The 13,640-nt window shown below is 72.2% G+C and carries 16 protein-coding genes; 6 read left to right on the top strand and 10 right to left on the bottom strand.

Translation table 11 applies throughout. The features are described 5' to 3' along the window. Positions 1–44: 44 nt before the first annotated feature. Positions 45–692: a GntR family transcriptional regulator gene (locus ACFQU3_RS18895; protein WP_385912601.1), complete on the top strand. Its 648-nt coding sequence runs from the start codon at positions 45–47 to the stop codon at positions 690–692. 2 nt (positions 693–694) lie between these two features. Here the strand turns inward: ACFQU3_RS18895 and ACFQU3_RS18890 are convergent, their stop codons facing one another. Next, a complete protein-coding gene (locus tag ACFQU3_RS18890; RefSeq protein WP_385912599.1) occupies positions 695–937 on the bottom strand; it encodes a hypothetical protein in 243 nt (80 codons plus the stop codon). A 78-nt stretch (positions 938–1,015) separates the two neighbouring features. Then, a complete protein-coding gene (locus ACFQU3_RS18885) occupies positions 1,016–1,231 on the bottom strand; it encodes a hypothetical protein (RefSeq protein WP_385912598.1) in 216 nt (71 codons plus the stop codon). Between the two features lie 532 nt (positions 1,232–1,763). Here ACFQU3_RS18885 and ACFQU3_RS18880 point away from each other — a divergent pair. Beyond that, positions 1,764–2,342, top strand: coding sequence for a M23 family metallopeptidase (locus tag ACFQU3_RS18880; RefSeq protein WP_385912596.1), 579 nt, complete (start codon positions 1,764–1,766; stop codon positions 2,340–2,342). A 65-nt stretch (positions 2,343–2,407) separates the two neighbouring features. Here ACFQU3_RS18880 and ribA read toward each other — a convergent pair whose 3' ends face one another. The 6 genes from ribA to ACFQU3_RS18850 form a co-directional block, all read right to left on the bottom strand. Then, positions 2,408–3,034, bottom strand: coding sequence for a GTP cyclohydrolase II (gene ribA / locus ACFQU3_RS18875; RefSeq protein ID WP_385912594.1), 627 nt, complete (start codon positions 3,032–3,034; stop codon positions 2,408–2,410). Between the two features lie 47 nt (positions 3,035–3,081). Then, the gene (locus tag ACFQU3_RS18870) at positions 3,082–3,780 is read right to left on the bottom strand and encodes a RibD family protein (protein WP_385912592.1); all 699 of its coding nucleotides are present in this window, start codon (positions 3,778–3,780) and stop codon (positions 3,082–3,084) included. Further along, positions 3,773–4,801, bottom strand: coding sequence for a lysylphosphatidylglycerol synthase domain-containing protein (locus ACFQU3_RS18865; protein ID WP_385912590.1), 1,029 nt, complete (start codon positions 4,799–4,801; stop codon positions 3,773–3,775). The genes ACFQU3_RS18870 and ACFQU3_RS18865 overlap by 8 nt, the downstream gene beginning before the upstream one ends. A gap of 62 nt (positions 4,802–4,863) precedes the next feature. Further along, the gene (locus tag ACFQU3_RS18860) at positions 4,864–5,943 is read right to left on the bottom strand and encodes a glycosyltransferase family 4 protein (RefSeq protein ID WP_385912588.1); all 1,080 of its coding nucleotides are present in this window, start codon (positions 5,941–5,943) and stop codon (positions 4,864–4,866) included. After that, complete coding sequence (locus tag ACFQU3_RS18855) at positions 5,940–6,338, bottom strand: 6-pyruvoyl tetrahydropterin synthase family protein (RefSeq protein WP_385912586.1); 399 nt, start codon at positions 6,336–6,338, stop codon at positions 5,940–5,942. Before ACFQU3_RS18855 ends, ACFQU3_RS18860 begins: the two co-directional genes overlap by 4 nt. Positions 6,339–6,350: 12 nt before the next feature. Further along, the gene (locus ACFQU3_RS18850; protein ID WP_385912584.1) at positions 6,351–7,340 is read right to left on the bottom strand and encodes a zinc-binding alcohol dehydrogenase; all 990 of its coding nucleotides are present in this window, start codon (positions 7,338–7,340) and stop codon (positions 6,351–6,353) included. A gap of 66 nt (positions 7,341–7,406) precedes the next feature. Here ACFQU3_RS18850 and ACFQU3_RS18845 point away from each other — a divergent pair, with 66 nt between their 5' ends. The 3 genes from ACFQU3_RS18845 to ACFQU3_RS18835 all read left to right on the top strand — a co-directional run bounded on the left by ACFQU3_RS18845 (position 7,407) and on the right by ACFQU3_RS18835 (position 10,357). Continuing rightward, positions 7,407–8,225 (top strand): CDP-alcohol phosphatidyltransferase family protein, encoded by an 819-nt coding sequence (locus tag ACFQU3_RS18845; RefSeq protein WP_385912582.1) that lies wholly within the window; start codon positions 7,407–7,409, stop codon positions 8,223–8,225. Beyond that, on the top strand, positions 8,222–9,871 hold the full coding sequence (locus ACFQU3_RS18840) for a CDP-alcohol phosphatidyltransferase (RefSeq protein ID WP_385912580.1): 1,650 nt from the start codon (positions 8,222–8,224) through the stop codon (positions 9,869–9,871). The genes ACFQU3_RS18845 and ACFQU3_RS18840 overlap by 4 nt, the downstream gene beginning before the upstream one ends. A gap of 96 nt (positions 9,872–9,967) precedes the next feature. Beyond that, positions 9,968–10,357, top strand: coding sequence for a hypothetical protein (locus ACFQU3_RS18835; RefSeq protein ID WP_385912578.1), 390 nt, complete (start codon positions 9,968–9,970; stop codon positions 10,355–10,357). Between the two features lie 21 nt (positions 10,358–10,378). Here the strand turns inward: ACFQU3_RS18835 and ACFQU3_RS18830 are convergent, their stop codons facing one another. After that, positions 10,379–10,933 (bottom strand): hypothetical protein, encoded by a 555-nt coding sequence (locus ACFQU3_RS18830; RefSeq protein ID WP_385912576.1) that lies wholly within the window; start codon positions 10,931–10,933, stop codon positions 10,379–10,381. Between the two features lie 77 nt (positions 10,934–11,010). Between ACFQU3_RS18830 and ACFQU3_RS18825 the strand changes: the two genes are divergently transcribed. Beyond that, positions 11,011–11,787, top strand: a complete 777-nt coding sequence (locus tag ACFQU3_RS18825) for an endonuclease/exonuclease/phosphatase family protein (protein ID WP_385912574.1) — start codon at positions 11,011–11,013, stop codon at positions 11,785–11,787. Between the two features lie 16 nt (positions 11,788–11,803). Here ACFQU3_RS18825 and ACFQU3_RS18820 read toward each other — a convergent pair whose 3' ends face one another. Beyond that, the gene (locus ACFQU3_RS18820; protein ID WP_385912572.1) at positions 11,804–13,612 is read right to left on the bottom strand and encodes a sensor histidine kinase; all 1,809 of its coding nucleotides are present in this window, start codon (positions 13,610–13,612) and stop codon (positions 11,804–11,806) included. Positions 13,613–13,640: the final 28 nt, after the last annotated feature.

The following is a 13,640-nucleotide window of genomic DNA, read 5'->3' as shown; positions in this document are numbered from 1 at the left end:
TTGTGTCCAATATGTCACAGGACTGGTCGGTGCAACGTCCGCGCATGAGCGACGTGGCCTATGAACGCATCCGGCAGGCCATCGTCACGGGCGAGCTCGAGCCCGGCAGCAAGATCAAGGACAGCGACCTGGCCGAGCGGCTCGGCCTGAGCCGCACCCCTGTCCGCGAAGCGCTCGCTCGGCTCGCCGACACCGGCCTGGTCGAGGCCAAGCCGGGGGTCTACACCATGGTCACCACGCTCGACCGTGCCGACGTCGAGGCGACCCTGTCCGTCGTCGAGGTTCTCGACCAGCTCGCCGTACGCACCGCCGTCCCACACCTCACCGCCGAAGACATCGCCACCATGAGACGGGCGAACGCCCGCTTCGCGGCCGCCGTCAAGAAGAACGACACCCAGGCGGCCCTCGCCGCCGACGACACCCTGCACGGCGTCATCATCGACGCGGCACGCAACCCGCTCCTCAAACGGCTCATCACCCAGGCCGAAGGTCCGCTCCACCGCATCTACTACCGCAAGTTCTCCACGCTGCTCGGCGGGCAGGACACCATCGAGCACCACAGCCAGCTCATCGAGCTCTGCAGCGCCAAGGACGTCGACAACGCGGCACGGGTCACGGCCGAGCATCGCCGACACCTCGGCGGGCTCATCGCTGAGCTGTTCGACACCGACGAGATCGGCCACAGCGCCTGAGGCTAGGCACCTTCCGCGGGTGGCGCGGCGGCGTACCTGCGTTCGAGCTCGCGCATGATGCGTCGCTCGCGACGTTCGAGCTCGGCCCGCCGGTGCATGTACCCCGCATGGGGCCGGTACCCGCTCGAGGCCGCGTCCCCATGCATTCGGTCCTGGAGCCTGGAGAGCTCCGCGACCAGCTCATCGATCGTCATCGACTCCAGGGCGGGAGCCTCGCCGTCGAGCGGGTGCAGCTCTGCAGACATCACGCAACCTCCTGAAGGCTCCATTGTGCGCCGGTCAGGACCCAATGGGACCGTCCCCTTACCCGCAATGTCGACGGCTCACGCATCCGGCCGACGGCGGCGACGGCGCCGGCCGGTCAGCTCATGGGGCCGACCGACGTCCAGGAGCGCATCGATCTGCCACGCGGTCAGGTGGTTCGGGTAGTCGGCGACCAGGTCGATGACGCGCGTGAGCAGCTCGATCTCCTCGCGCAGCCGTTCGTCGATCAAGTCGCCACTACGCGGCTGCGGCAGCTCTTCCCGCTCAGCACCCATGGGTTGCACAGCTCTCCGTGCTCAGAGAGGCCGGCTGAGCCTCACAGCAGGCCAGCCCCCGAGACCAAAACCCCCTGCCCTCTCAGGGTAAGGACATGCCCGCCATCCGTCCCGGGAACTGCGGCGACACGACGCCTCCCAAAGGGGCAGGAGCACGTCCCGCCGGCCGATCGACGACCCCTTGTGTAGTCCGGCCTCGTAGTGGGACGGTGAGCGCCACCGCCTGTGCCACGCTGCTGGAGCCCAGGCGGTGGCGCCTGTTTCGTACCCATAGAGGGGGGTTCGTCACGATTCGGCGCGATGCCTCGCGCTCACAGCGGAAGCGGACGGGGCGTCCAGCCCGTCGTGCCCAGTGTCGTGAAGTTCCGTGGGGCGGGGCGTGAGCAGGGTCGATGAAGCCGACCACTTGAAGGATTGCCCACCGCAGGTCGCCTCGCTTGGACTGGGCCCCCCACCCCTGCAACGGACCACCCAGCACCACGGCCACTCCACGCGGTAGCTCACGACACCCCATCACCGGAAGGAACCACTCATGCTCGGAATGAAGCGCCTCGGAACCAGGGGCCGCAGGACCTCGCTGTCCCGCAGGCTCGGCATCTTCGTCGGTACCCTCGCCCTGGCCGCCTCGACGGCGCTCAGCGGAGCGTCGGCCGCGTCTGCGGACGGCTACTACAAGGCGCCCTACCCCGCTGGTGAGAGCTACCAGGTCACCCAGGGCAACGGCGGTGCCTATTCGCACCAGGACTACTACAACCGGTACGCGTGGGACCTCGGACTGCCGGCCAACTACGAGGTCTCGGCGACGCAGGGAGGCTGGATCGTCATCTCGAACTGGTCGCCGTACTGGCAGAACGGCATCGAGGTGATCATCCGTCACCCCAATGGTCAGTGCACCCAGTACGCGCACCTCAACCGCTCGTTCTACGAGCCCGGGAACTGGGTGCCGCAGGGCCGCATCATCGGCTGGTCCGGGAGCACCGGCGCCGCCACGGCCCCGCACCTGCACTACTCGGTGATCAACTGCAACACCCGGCAGTCACTTCCGTCGACGATGGAGGGCTGGGTGCCGCCGACCGGTTCCTGGCCGCGCAGCTCGAACTACTACGCCTGAGGCGCCGAGGGGGACGCACGGGGCACCTCGCCCCGTGCGTCCCGGTGCCCTCCCCGGGCTGATCGTCATGCCGTGCCGCGCCGGCCGTCGATGGTCAGGTCGAGCGCGTGGGCGCCTCGCACCGCCTTGGTGGCGAGGTACTGCGCGTTCGCGTCGGACAGGTGCACCCCGGTGGGCACACGCCGCGCCACCGTGATCCCGAGCCGGTGCAGCTGGTCGGCCTTGTCGGGGTTGTTGCTGAGCAGCGACACGCGCTCCACGCCCAGGGCACCGAGCATCTGGGCCGCCACGGTGTAGTCCCGTTCGTCCGCGGCGTAGCCGAGGGCCTGGTTGGCCTCATACGTGTCGAGCCCGCCGTCCTGCAGCACGTAGGCGTCGAGCTTGGCGTAGAGGCCGATGCCGCGTCCCTCCTGGCGCAGGTAGAGCAGGAACCCGCCCGCGGCGTCGAGGCGTTCGACGGCCTCGCGCAGCTGCGGCCCGCAGTCGCAGCGCTGGCTGCCGAAGACGTCGCCGGTGAGGCACTCACTGTGCAGCCGCGTCAGGGTCGGCACGGCGCTGTGGGAGCCCTGGTCGAGAGGCCGGGCACGGTCGCCGAGGCCGAGAGCGACGTGCTCGAGGCCGTCGACCAGACCGTCGAACGTGAAGGCGCGGGCCGACGTCTCGAACCCGTCGGAGAATGCCAGTGGCACCATGACCTGCGTCCGGATCCGTGCAGCGGCAGGTGCCTCCGGCGCCCGGCTCACGGTGCGTCCGTCCCGAACCGCGGGGACAAGGCATACCGGAGGAGCACGACGTCATCGATCTGCCGCACCTCGGCCAGCGTCGCGCGCCGGTCGGGGTTCCAGGGATAGGCGCCGTCCCCGACGAAACGGCAGGCACCCGAGTCGCCGACGAAGAACGGCGCCACCACGAGCTGCAGCTCGTCCGCAAGGTCCTCGGTGAGCAGCTGTGTGTGCACGGTGCCCCCTCCCTCGACCATGAGGCGCCGCACGCCGCGGTCACCAAGGTCCTCGCAGACGCGACGCAGGGAGATGTCGTGCCCGGCGTCGACGACGTCGGCGGCGGAACCGAGACGGTCGCGGGCAGCGTCCACGGCGTCCGTCGAGCAGTAGACGAGCTTGTCCGTGTCGTCTGGGGCGAAGAAGCTTGCGGCACAGTCGAGTTCGGCTCTTCGCGTCACCGTGACCTTCGTCGGCGACGGTGGGAGGCCCCGGTCCACCCTGGCGGCACGTCGTTCTGCGGACCGCACGAGCAGGCGGGGGTTGTCCTTGCGGATGGTGCCGGCCCCCACGAGGATGGCGTCGCTGGCGGCCCGCTCACCGTCGACGCGGTCGAAGTCGGCGTCGTTGGACAGCATCAGCCGGGTGGTGGCGCGGGTGCTGAGGAAGCCGTCGATCGACATGCCGCAGCTGAGCAGGGTGTACGGGCGGTCAGCCACGGGCGCTCCCTTCCACCACGAGGGTGTGTGCGTTGAGGGCGTCGGCGCGTGCCGGACCGGCTCGCCCGGCGACGACCAGCAGCACCGCCCCGGGCAGGCTCGCCACGAGAACCAAGACCCCATAGACGACAGCGGTGCCCACCCCGGCCGAGGCGCCGAGTCCGGCCGTTCCGAAAGCCCAGGCGGCCGCTCCCTCGCGCGGTCCCCAACCGGCGACGTTGAGCGGCAGGCCCATCGCGACGAGGACGACCAGCGCGAGGGGCGCCAGACCCAGCAGGGGCGCGGTCACGCCGGCACTGCGCGCTGCGACGACGAAGGTGCCCACATGACCGGCCACCACGACGGCGGACGACGCCACCACACCCGGCCAGGTATGCCGTCCCAGCACGCCCGCGCGTACGTCGGCGACCGCAGTCCGTACCGCCCGCCCGGCAAGACTCCGGTCGCAGCCGCGCTCGGCTCGTCCCACGACCACTGCGACGAGCACGACGACGAGCACGACGACGGTGACGCCGACGAGGGCGACCACAACAGAGGACGAAACGGACGTCCCTGCCGCGGCGCTGGGTTCGGCGCCCGGGGACGTGGGGTGCAGCGGTGACGGCAGCAGCAGGAGGGCACCGAGCGTGAGGGCTACGAGTACGACCTGTCCTGCCGAGCGTTCCCAGACGACGGAGCGCAGGCCCCGGCCGAGGTCACCGCCGTCGCGACCGTGCCGCACGCCGCGGTTCACGTCGCCCATCACGCCGCCGGGGAGCGTCACGTTGAGGAACTGGGAGCGGTAGCACTCGGCCACGGCCGAGCGCAGCGACAGCTCGCCGCCGAGACCGCGGGCCACGAGGACCCACCGCCACGCGCCACACACCGTCGTGAGCGCAGCGAGCAGGGTCGCTGCCGCCAAGGACCGCGCGTCGATACCGAGCAGGGCGTCCACGAAGGGCCCCGCACCCAGCTGCCGGAGGAGGATGCCGAGGATCACGACACCCGCGAGCGGACGCAGCAACGACCGGTAGCGACGCATAGCTCCTCCGCCCCTTTCTACGAGGTCCCCGCTGGGGACGACGTCCGCAGGGGCCAACGGGTTCAAACGCCCCATACCCGCTCGAGGACCCCCGACACCTCCTCGGCGGTGCGCGACCACGGGGTCAGGGTCCGTCGGCGCTCGAGCGCACGGTGTCGCAGCCGGGCACGCAGGTCGTCGTGGCGGAGCCACGAGCGGAGGGCGGCGGCGAGTCTGTCGGGCCGACCTGCGGGCACGAGCAAGCCCGGAATGCCTGGATCAGAGCCGTCACCGTCGGGGCCGTCGGCGTCAGGGCCGAGGGCCTCCGGCAGGCCGCCGACCGACGTGGCGAGCACCGGGATCCCACGCGCCAACGCCTCGGTCACGACCATGCCGTAGGTCTCCGCGAGCGACGGCAGCACGAGCAGGTCGGCGGCGGCATACGCCTGGTCCAGGGCGACACCGGTGAGCGGGCCGGGAAAGCTCACCCGTTCGGCGAGTCCGGCGCGCGTCAGCCGGTCGCGGACGTCAGCGACGCGGGCCGGGTCCAGGGCCAGCGACCCCGCGCAGACACAGCGCCAGGGCAGGTCGGCGACAAGCGTCAGGGCGTCGGCGAGATCGGTGTGACCCTTGTGCGGGGTGACCGCCGCGACGCAGAGCAGCTCGCCCCCGTGCGCGGTGCCCGGCGCCACGGGGCTCGCGTCCACGCCCGGTCGGGCCACGTGCACCAGCGCCGGGTCGAGGGCGTACGTCTCGAGGAGCAGGTCGCGCGTCCACCGGCTCGGCGTGACGACCGCGGAGGCCGCCGAGAGGACGCGGCGCTCACCCGCCGCCGCGGCGGGATCCGCCGGCCCGAGTGGCATGTGGACGAGGACGACGAGACGCAGCCGATCGCCTTCGGGCCCCAGCACGGCGTCGGCGCAGCACGCCACGAGGCCGTCGACGAGCACGAGGGCGCCCGGGGGCACGTCCGCCAGGAGGGCCGCCACGCCTGCGAGCGCCGCTGCGTCCGGATGCGGCCACGCTCCCACCACCTCGTGCTCGTGCACGTGCCAGCCCAGGTCATTCAGGCCGGCCACGAGACGCCTGTCGTAGGTGTTGCCCCCGCTCGGGCGCGACGGGTCGTGGATCCCGGCGGGGACGACGACATGCAGGTCGGTCACAGGGTGCGTTCGTAGGACGCCCACGCGACGTGCGACTCGTGGAGCGTGACGACGAGCCCGGTCACCTGCCCCGCCGCTCCGCCCAGGTCGCCGGCGTGCACCCGCTCTGCCACCCGGTCCGCGACGGTGCGGGCCAGCACCTCGGTCGAGGTGTTCGTGCCGGCGAAGGCCGGCTCGTCGTCGAGGTTGCGGTAGCTCAGGTCGCCGACGACCTCGTGGACCCTCTGCGTGGCCAGCCCGATGTCCACGAGGATGGCGTCGCCGTCGAGCTCGGGCCCGCGGAAGGTCACGTCGACCACGAAGGTCGCGCCGTGCAGCCGCTGCGCCGGTCCGAACACCTCGCCCCGGAAGCTGTGGGCGACCATCATGTGGTCCCGGACGGTCACGCTGTACATCGAGCTCCCCGATCAGTAGGTGATGGTGTGGCAGATGGCCGGCAGCGTGCCGTCGACGAGACGCGGCATGACTGCGGGCAGCTCCTCGAACGGGGACTCCCCCGTGAGCAGGGCGTCGAAGGCCGGGTCGCGGAGGAGGTCGACGGCAAGTGCGAGCCGCTGCGCATGCGTGTAGCGCGAGCGGCGCACGGCTGCAACGGAACCCACCTGGCTCGCGCGGATGCCAAGACGTCCGGAATGGAACGACCCACCGAGCGCCAGCTCGACCCGGGAGTCGCCGTACCAGCTGAGGTCGAGGACCGTGCCCTCCGGGGCGAGCAGGTCGAGTGAGAGCTGCAGGCCCGAGCCCGTCGCGCTCGTGTGGACGACCAGGTCACGGTCCGGGGCGTGGCGGGCGGTGCGGTCGAGGTCGCCGGGCTGGGCGAAGTCGACGCCCAGTCGGCTCGCCACCTCGGCCCGCGTCGGGTCCTGGTCGACCAGGGTCACGCGCGTTCCGGGGAAACGCGACAGCAGGCGCGCGACGCAGCACCCGACCATGCCGGCCCCGACGACCGCGACACGGTCACCGAGCAGCGGGGCCGCGTCCCAGAGTGCGTTGACGGCCGTCTCCACGGTTCCCGCGAGCACCGCGCGACGGGCGGGAACGTCGTCCGGCACGACAACCACTGCCTCCGCCGGCACGACGTATGCCGTCTGGTGCGGATGGAGCGCGAAGACCGTCCGCCCCACGAGCCCGTCCGGCCCCTGCTCGACGACGCCGACGCTGAGGTAGCCGTACTTGAGGGGTGCGGGGAAGTCGCCCTCCTGGTGCGGGGCCCGCATGGTGGCGTACTGGTCGACGGGGACGGCCCCGCGGAAGACGATGGCCTCGGTGCCTCGGCTCACCCCGGAATGGAGCGCGCGCACGAGCACCTCGCCCGGCTGCGGGGCGGGCAGCGCGACGGGCCGGATCTCGCCCTTGCCGGGCTCGACCAACCAGAACGCGCGCGCGGCGGTGGACACGCGACCAGACTAAACGGACAGTGAACGTCAGCGGCGACGCCGTCGTCCTTGGTACAAAAGCCTTCGGTGAGTGGAGATGCTGTGCGGCAGGTGTTCCCGTCCGGTCCGGCGACCGGGCTCGTCGGCGTGCTGGCGCTGCTCGCGTCGCTGCACAGCAGCGTCGGGCTCGACGTGCGCGGCTGGACCGTCGGGATCGGCTGCGGTGTGGCCCTGGCCGTCCTGTTGGCGTGCGGGCTCGTCGCCGCGCGGCGGTACGTCCTCCTGCCGGCCGACCGCGTGACCCTGACCCGCGCCGTGCTCGTGTGCGGCGTCGCCGGGCTCACCGCCGACGCCGGGCTCACCGCCGACGCCGCACCCACCGCCGGGTCCGGTTCCGGCCGAGTCCTCGTCACGCTGTGTGCGGTGGCGCTCGTGCTCGACGCCGTCGACGGTCAGGTCGCCCGCCGCACCGGGACCGTGAGCCCGCTCGGCGCTCGCTTCGACATGGAGACCGACGCGTTCCTCATCCTCGTGCTGAGCATCCACGTCGCCCGCGACCTCGGCTGGTGGGTCCTCGGCATCGGCGCTGCGCGCTACCTGCTGCTGCTGGTCCGCGTCGCCAGCCGCTGGATGCCGTGGCTGCGCGGCCAGGTCCCGCCGCGACGCTGGCGGAAGGCCGTCGCCGCCCACCAGGGCATCGCGCTCACCGTCGCCACGGCTGAGGTCCTGCCGGCCGCTGCCGCCACGGTCGCGGTCGCCGCCGGGCTCGTGCTGCTCCTGGTCTCCTTCGGCACAGAGGTCGCGACGCTCCGACGGCGGGCCCGCCAGAAGGCTGTCGTGGTCGCGACGCCCGTTGCGTGGCCGGTCGGGCCACTGGGCGAGGCCGAGGTCCGGTCCCTGACGTGACGGACACGGACCGGCGTGGATCCGCGCGCCGCGTGGGCGGCCACGCCGTCACGGTGCTGGCCGTCCTTCTCGTGTGGGTCGCACTCGTCGCACCGGCACCCGTTCCGGGATGGTCGGCATCGCTCCTCGCCCTCGTCCGGATCCCGGTCGAGGGGCTCGTGCTCGTCGTGGCGATGCTGGCCCTCCACGGAGCGGTGCGGCGCTGGCTGGAGATCCTCCTCGGGATCCTTCTGGGAGCCCTCCTGCTCGTCCGCGTCTTCGACGCGGCCTTCCTCGCGACGCTCTACCGGCCCTTCAACCCGCTCACCGACTGGCGCCATGTCGGGTCGGCGAAGGACCTCGTCGCCGACGCGGCGGGACCGGTGACGGCCCTGCTCGCCGTCGCCGCCGCGGGCCTGCTCGTCGTGGCCCTCGTCGTCGCCGGGCCGCTGGCGGTGCGGAGGACCGGGGCGCTCGTCGACCGGCACCGGGACGGCGCGGCTCGCACCGGCGCCGCCTTGGCAGCCGCCTGGCTCGCCTGCGCCACTCTCGGAGTCAGCGTCGCGCCGGGGGTGCCGGTCGCGTCGTCGAGCACGGCCGCCCTCGCCGTCCACGAGGTCGGCTCGGTGCAGGCCAACCTGCGCGACCGCGACGTCTTCGCCGCCGAGATCCCCGTCGACCCCTTCCGCGACACCCCGGCACCGGACCTGCTCACGGCGCTCCGCGGCAAGGACGTCGTGCTCGTCTTCGTCGAGAGCTACGGCCGGGTGGGGGTCGAGCAGTCGCCGGAGGTGGCGGCGGCGCTGGACTCGGGGGCGGGGGCCCTGCGGGCGGCCGGCTACTCGAGCCGCAGCGCGTGGCTCACGTCCCCGACGTTCGGCGGCATCAGCTGGCTGGCGCACTCGACCCTCCAGTCGGGCCTGTGGGTGAGCAGCCAGCAGCGTTACGACCAGCTCCTCGACACGCGCCGGCTCACCCTCAGCCGGGCCTTCGGGCAGGCCGGCTGGCGCACCGTCGCCGTGGTCCCGGCCAACCGCCGCGACTGGCCCGAGGGTACGGCGTTCTACGGCCACGAGGAGGTGTACGACGCGCGCACGCTGGGCTACGCCGGGCCGGGCTTCGGCTATGCGCCGATGCCCGACCAGTACACGCTCTCCGCGTTCGACCGGCTCGAGCTCGCGCGGCGCGACCGGCCGCCGGTCATGGCCGAGGTCGACCTCGTCACGAGCCACGTGCCGTGGGCACCGCTGCCCCGGCTCGTCGACTGGGCGACCATCGGCGACGGCTCCGTGTTCATGTCGCAGGCCGGCAAGGCCACCCCTCGCGACGTCGTCTGGCGCAGCACCTCCGGCGTCCGCACGGCCTACGGCCAGTCCGTCGCCTACTCGCTCGACAGCATGGTGTCGTTCCTGCGCGGGACCCACGACGACGACCTCGTCGTCATCGTCCTCGGCGACCACCAGCCGGCCAGCGTCGTCTCGGGGCCGAACGCGAGCCACGACGTGCCGGTCAGCGTCATCGCGCGCGACCCCACAGTGCTCGACCGCATCCACACCTGGCGCTGGCAGGAAGGGCTGAGGCCCGGCACGGACGCGCCCGTGTGGCCGATGGACCGCTTCCGCGACCGCTTCCTCACGGCCTTCAGCCCGCGCGCAGGAGGCGGGTGAACCGCCCACGCCCACGGGTCGTCTTCGTCAGCAGCGAGTCCAACACCACGACGCATCCGGGCGTCGTGGCGTGGCCCGGACGACAGGAGCGTCAAGATGAGACTCCGAGCCCTTGGTGCAGTGGCGCTGGTCGTCTCCGCTGCAGTGCACCTCTACCTGTGGTTCGACGGGGTGCGGAACCAGACCGTCGGACCTCTGTTCCTCGTCAACGTCGTGGCCGGCGTGGTGATCGCCGTGATGCTCCTGCGGTGGGAGCACTGGGTGCCGGCCTTCCTCACGTTCGGGTTCGGAGCCGCGACGCTCGGGGCGTTCGTCATCTCCTCCACGGTGGGGCTGCTCGGTGTCCACACCGAGTGGGCAGGGGTGTCCGTCTTCACGGCCGCCGCGGCCGAGATCGTCTGCATCGTCGTGGGCCTGACGTTGCTGCTCGCCAACCGCTCGGTGTCGCCGGGAATGACCCCCACCCACGGCCGCCACGCGTCGTGACGCTGCGACGAGGGGCGCGCGTCAGTCCTCGATGATGCCCAGCCGGCGCCCCAGGAAGAGCACGGCGACCGCGAAGTCGTTGTCGGCCGTCTCACGCTCGACCCTGGCCCAGTCCACCTGCTCGCGCAGGGCCCGCAGCACCGGCATCACCTTCGCGAGGTCGCAGTAGTGCTCGTCGAGCGCGCCGAGCTTGTGCACGATGAGCTGGGTGGCCTCGAGCACGGGCATCTTGACCGACAGGACCTCCATCGTCGTGGCGCGCTCGACCTCCGCACGGTGCACGGCGCCGCCCACGGGGCCGTGGATGATGTCGACCATCGCACCGTTCGCGAAGACCTTGAAGAGCCAGTCCTCGGGCGGTTGCACGACGTCGAGGTCCTGGCCGGCGAGGAACTGCGCGACGTGGTCGGCGTCCTCGTCGGCGATGAGGAAGTCCACGTCGTGCTCGGGTTCGGGCCCACCCCGCGCCCAGGCGGCATACCCGCCCATGAGGGCGAACGGCACGCCGGACTGCTTGAGCGCCACGGCCACCGTCTTGAGCGCCTCCCGCAGGTCTGGCGCGTCGTCGACTCCCATGTCCTTGGTGTACCCACCTGAGGGCGTATGCCGGCGGGCTGCGTGAGCAGGCGGGCGCGCGAGGGTAGGGCCTCCCTATGAGAGTCGCGACGTTCAACATCCTCAACGGGCGTGTACCGACCGACCAGCACGTCGACCTCGACGGCTTCCGGACCGCGATCCGGCGCCTCGACGCGGACATCCTGGCGATGCAGGAGGTGGACCACAACCAGCACCGCTCCGACCACGCCGACCTCACCGCGATCGCCGCCGAGGCCATGGATGCTCCCGAGCACCGCTTCGTCGCCGCGCTGACCGGCAGCCACGGCGCGACGTGGGTCGCCGCCACCGGCGAGGAGCAGCCGGACTCCGCCGCCTACGGCATCGCCCTGCTCTCCCGGTTCCCCGTGCACGGGTGGCGCGTGGTCCGACTCGCTCCCGTGCCGACGCCGGTGCCGATGCGCTTCTCGGGTCGGCGCTGGCCCGAGCTCGTGCGCGACGAGCCACGCGTCGCGGTCGTCGCCGACATCGAGTCCCCGGAGGGCCCGGTGACCGTCGCCAACACGCACCTGTCGTTCATCGACTGGTGGAACGGCCGGCAGCTGCGCCAGCTCATGGCCGACGTGGCGGACGACACCGGTCCCGTCGTGCTCATGGGCGACCTGAACATGGGGCCCGAGCGGGCCGGCCGGATCACCGGCATGCGACCTGCGGTGCAGCTGGCGACGTTCCCCGCCGACGCGCCGACACAGCAGCTCGACCACGTCCTCCTGCGCGGTGGCGTCCGCGGCAGCAACGGCGAGGCCGTCCGCCTGCCCGTCTCGGACCACCGGGCCCTGGGAGTCGACCTCGTCCGGACGTCGGACGCGGCCTGACCAGCCGTGCCGGCGCTCAGCGGGCGGGTAGGAGCAGCGTGACGCTCGTGCCGCGGCCGAGCTCGGACTCGACGTCGATACGGCCGCCGTGGCGCGTGACCACCCGCTGCGCGATGCTGAGGCCGAGCCCGGTGCCCGGCACCTGGAGCGCCTTCGGGTTGGTCCCGCGGAAGAACTCGGTGAACAGGCTCGCCTGGTCGTCCCGCGAGATGCCGACGCCGTCGTCGACGCACTCGAGCACGACCCGGTCGCGCCGGCTCCCCACCGACACGGTCACCCGGCCGCCGGCCGGCGTGAACTTCACGGCATTGCTGACAAGGTTCTGCACGACCCGTTCGAGCTCGCCCGCGCTGCCGCGCACGAGCGGCAGCTCGTGCTCCAGCTCGAAGGTGAGCCTGACCTGCTGATGCTCGGCGCGCGGCCGGAACATGTCGACGACGTCGCGCGACACCACGCCGAGGTCGACGTCGGCCTGGGGCAGGACTCGGTCGGGGTCGCTGACCCGCGAGAGTGTCAGCAGGTCGTCGACGAGGCTCTGCAGCCGCTGGGTGTTGCGTTCGATGACGCCGAGCGACCAGTCGGGGTTGGCCTCGGGCTCCTGACGCAGCAGCTCGATGTGCCCGACGATCGAGGCGAGCGGGTTCTTCAGCTCGCGCGAGACCGTCGAGAACAGCTGCGTCTTGCTGCGGTCGGCCTCCCGCAGCTCGGCCGCGACCCGCCTCTCGACGGCATACAGCCGAGCGTTGCGGATGGCCCGCCCGAGGTCACGGCCCATCTCGAGGGCGGCCTGCGCCTCGGCGTCGGTCCAATCGGGGTCGGCCGGTCCGCGCGTGCCCGCGATGTAGCCGAAGCAGACGGATCCGGAGCCGATCGGCGCGACGAGGAGCGAGCGGGCCCCGGCGTCGCGGAGGAACTCCGTCACCTGCCTGGCGTCGCGGGTGCTCCACACTCGCGCCGGCTCGGCGCGGCTCTCGTCGACGACCGCGACGACACCGGTCTTCCAGCATCGTGTCGCGAGACCCTGCGCGACCTCGACGAGCGACACCGGCGTACGGACCGGGCCGCCGCTGCGCGCCGACACGCTCTCGCGCTCGTCGTCGTCCTCGCCGGCGAACGCCCGCAGCCACAGTCCCGATGTCGCGAGGCCCGCCGCGATGGGCACCGACGCGACGTCGAGCACCTTTGCCGGGTCGAGGTCCTCCTGCGAGATCCGCGCGACGGTCTGCACCGCCTGACCGAGCCGGACCCGCTCGGAGAGGGCATGGCGCTGCCGAGCGGCGGAGATCGCGATGCCCGTCTGGTTCGCGTACAGCTCCAGCACGGCGCGCTGCGTCAGGTCGGGTCGGCGGCCACTGAGCGGCAGGTCGACCGACAGGATGCCGAGGAGGTTGCCCACGGCGTCGAAGAAGGGCGCGAGGAGGGTGTCCTCCGCGTTCCAGGCCTCAGGGTCGTCGTCGGGCGTCAGCGGCGACCAGTCCGACGACACCCAGCCGTCGGCCGCACCCTCGGGCAGCCCGCCGGCGGGGACGAACCGCAGGCTCCCCCACTGCTCGGCGACGGCGAACTCTGCCTCGAGGTTGATCCGGGGCATCCGCCGGCCGAGCAGCTCGGCACGCGCGTCGTCGTCGCCCGCCACGGCCACGACCTCGACGTCGCCCGAGGGGACCACGAGGCTGATCGCCGCGACCTTGAAGCCGACGACGTCGGCCGCGCCCTCCACGACCATGTCGAACAGGCTCGCGAGGTCGTGCTGGGCACTGACCCGGTTCATCAGCTCGGTGAGCCGACGAACGGCGAGCACCTCCCACATCGCGCCCTCGCGCACGCCTGACCCCTTACCTACGACCCATCGG

Origin of the sequence: Terrabacter sp. GCM10028922 (assembly GCF_042666095.1) — a bacterium.
Taxonomy (GTDB): domain Bacteria; phylum Actinomycetota; class Actinomycetes; order Actinomycetales; family Dermatophilaceae; genus Terrabacter.
The sequence above is the reverse complement of the archived record's forward strand: the minus strand, read 5'-3'. Positions and strand labels throughout refer to the sequence as shown.

Bases quoted from the DNA above. Each gene is read 5' to 3' on its own strand.
- ACFQU3_RS18895 (WP_385912601.1), top strand. From the start codon at position 45: ATGAGCGACGTGGCCTATGAACGCATCCGGCAGGCCATCGTCACGGGC.
- ACFQU3_RS18890 (WP_385912599.1), bottom strand. From the start codon at position 937: ATGTCTGCAGAGCTGCACCCGCTCGACGGCGAGGCTCCCGCCCTGGAG.
- ACFQU3_RS18885 (WP_385912598.1), bottom strand. From the start codon at position 1,231: ATGGGTGCTGAGCGGGAAGAGCTGCCGCAGCCGCGTAGTGGCGACTTG.
- ACFQU3_RS18880 (WP_385912596.1), top strand. From the start codon at position 1,764: ATGCTCGGAATGAAGCGCCTCGGAACCAGGGGCCGCAGGACCTCGCTG.
- ribA (WP_385912594.1), bottom strand. From the start codon at position 3,034: ATGGTGCCACTGGCATTCTCCGACGGGTTCGAGACGTCGGCCCGCGCC.
- ACFQU3_RS18865 (WP_385912590.1), bottom strand. From the start codon at position 4,801: ATGCGTCGCTACCGGTCGTTGCTGCGTCCGCTCGCGGGTGTCGTGATC.
- ACFQU3_RS18855 (WP_385912586.1), bottom strand. From the start codon at position 6,338: ATGTACAGCGTGACCGTCCGGGACCACATGATGGTCGCCCACAGCTTC.
- ACFQU3_RS18835 (WP_385912578.1), top strand. From the start codon at position 9,968: ATGAGACTCCGAGCCCTTGGTGCAGTGGCGCTGGTCGTCTCCGCTGCA.
- ACFQU3_RS18830 (WP_385912576.1), bottom strand. From the start codon at position 10,933: ATGGGAGTCGACGACGCGCCAGACCTGCGGGAGGCGCTCAAGACGGTG.
- ACFQU3_RS18825 (WP_385912574.1), top strand. From the start codon at position 11,011: ATGAGAGTCGCGACGTTCAACATCCTCAACGGGCGTGTACCGACCGAC.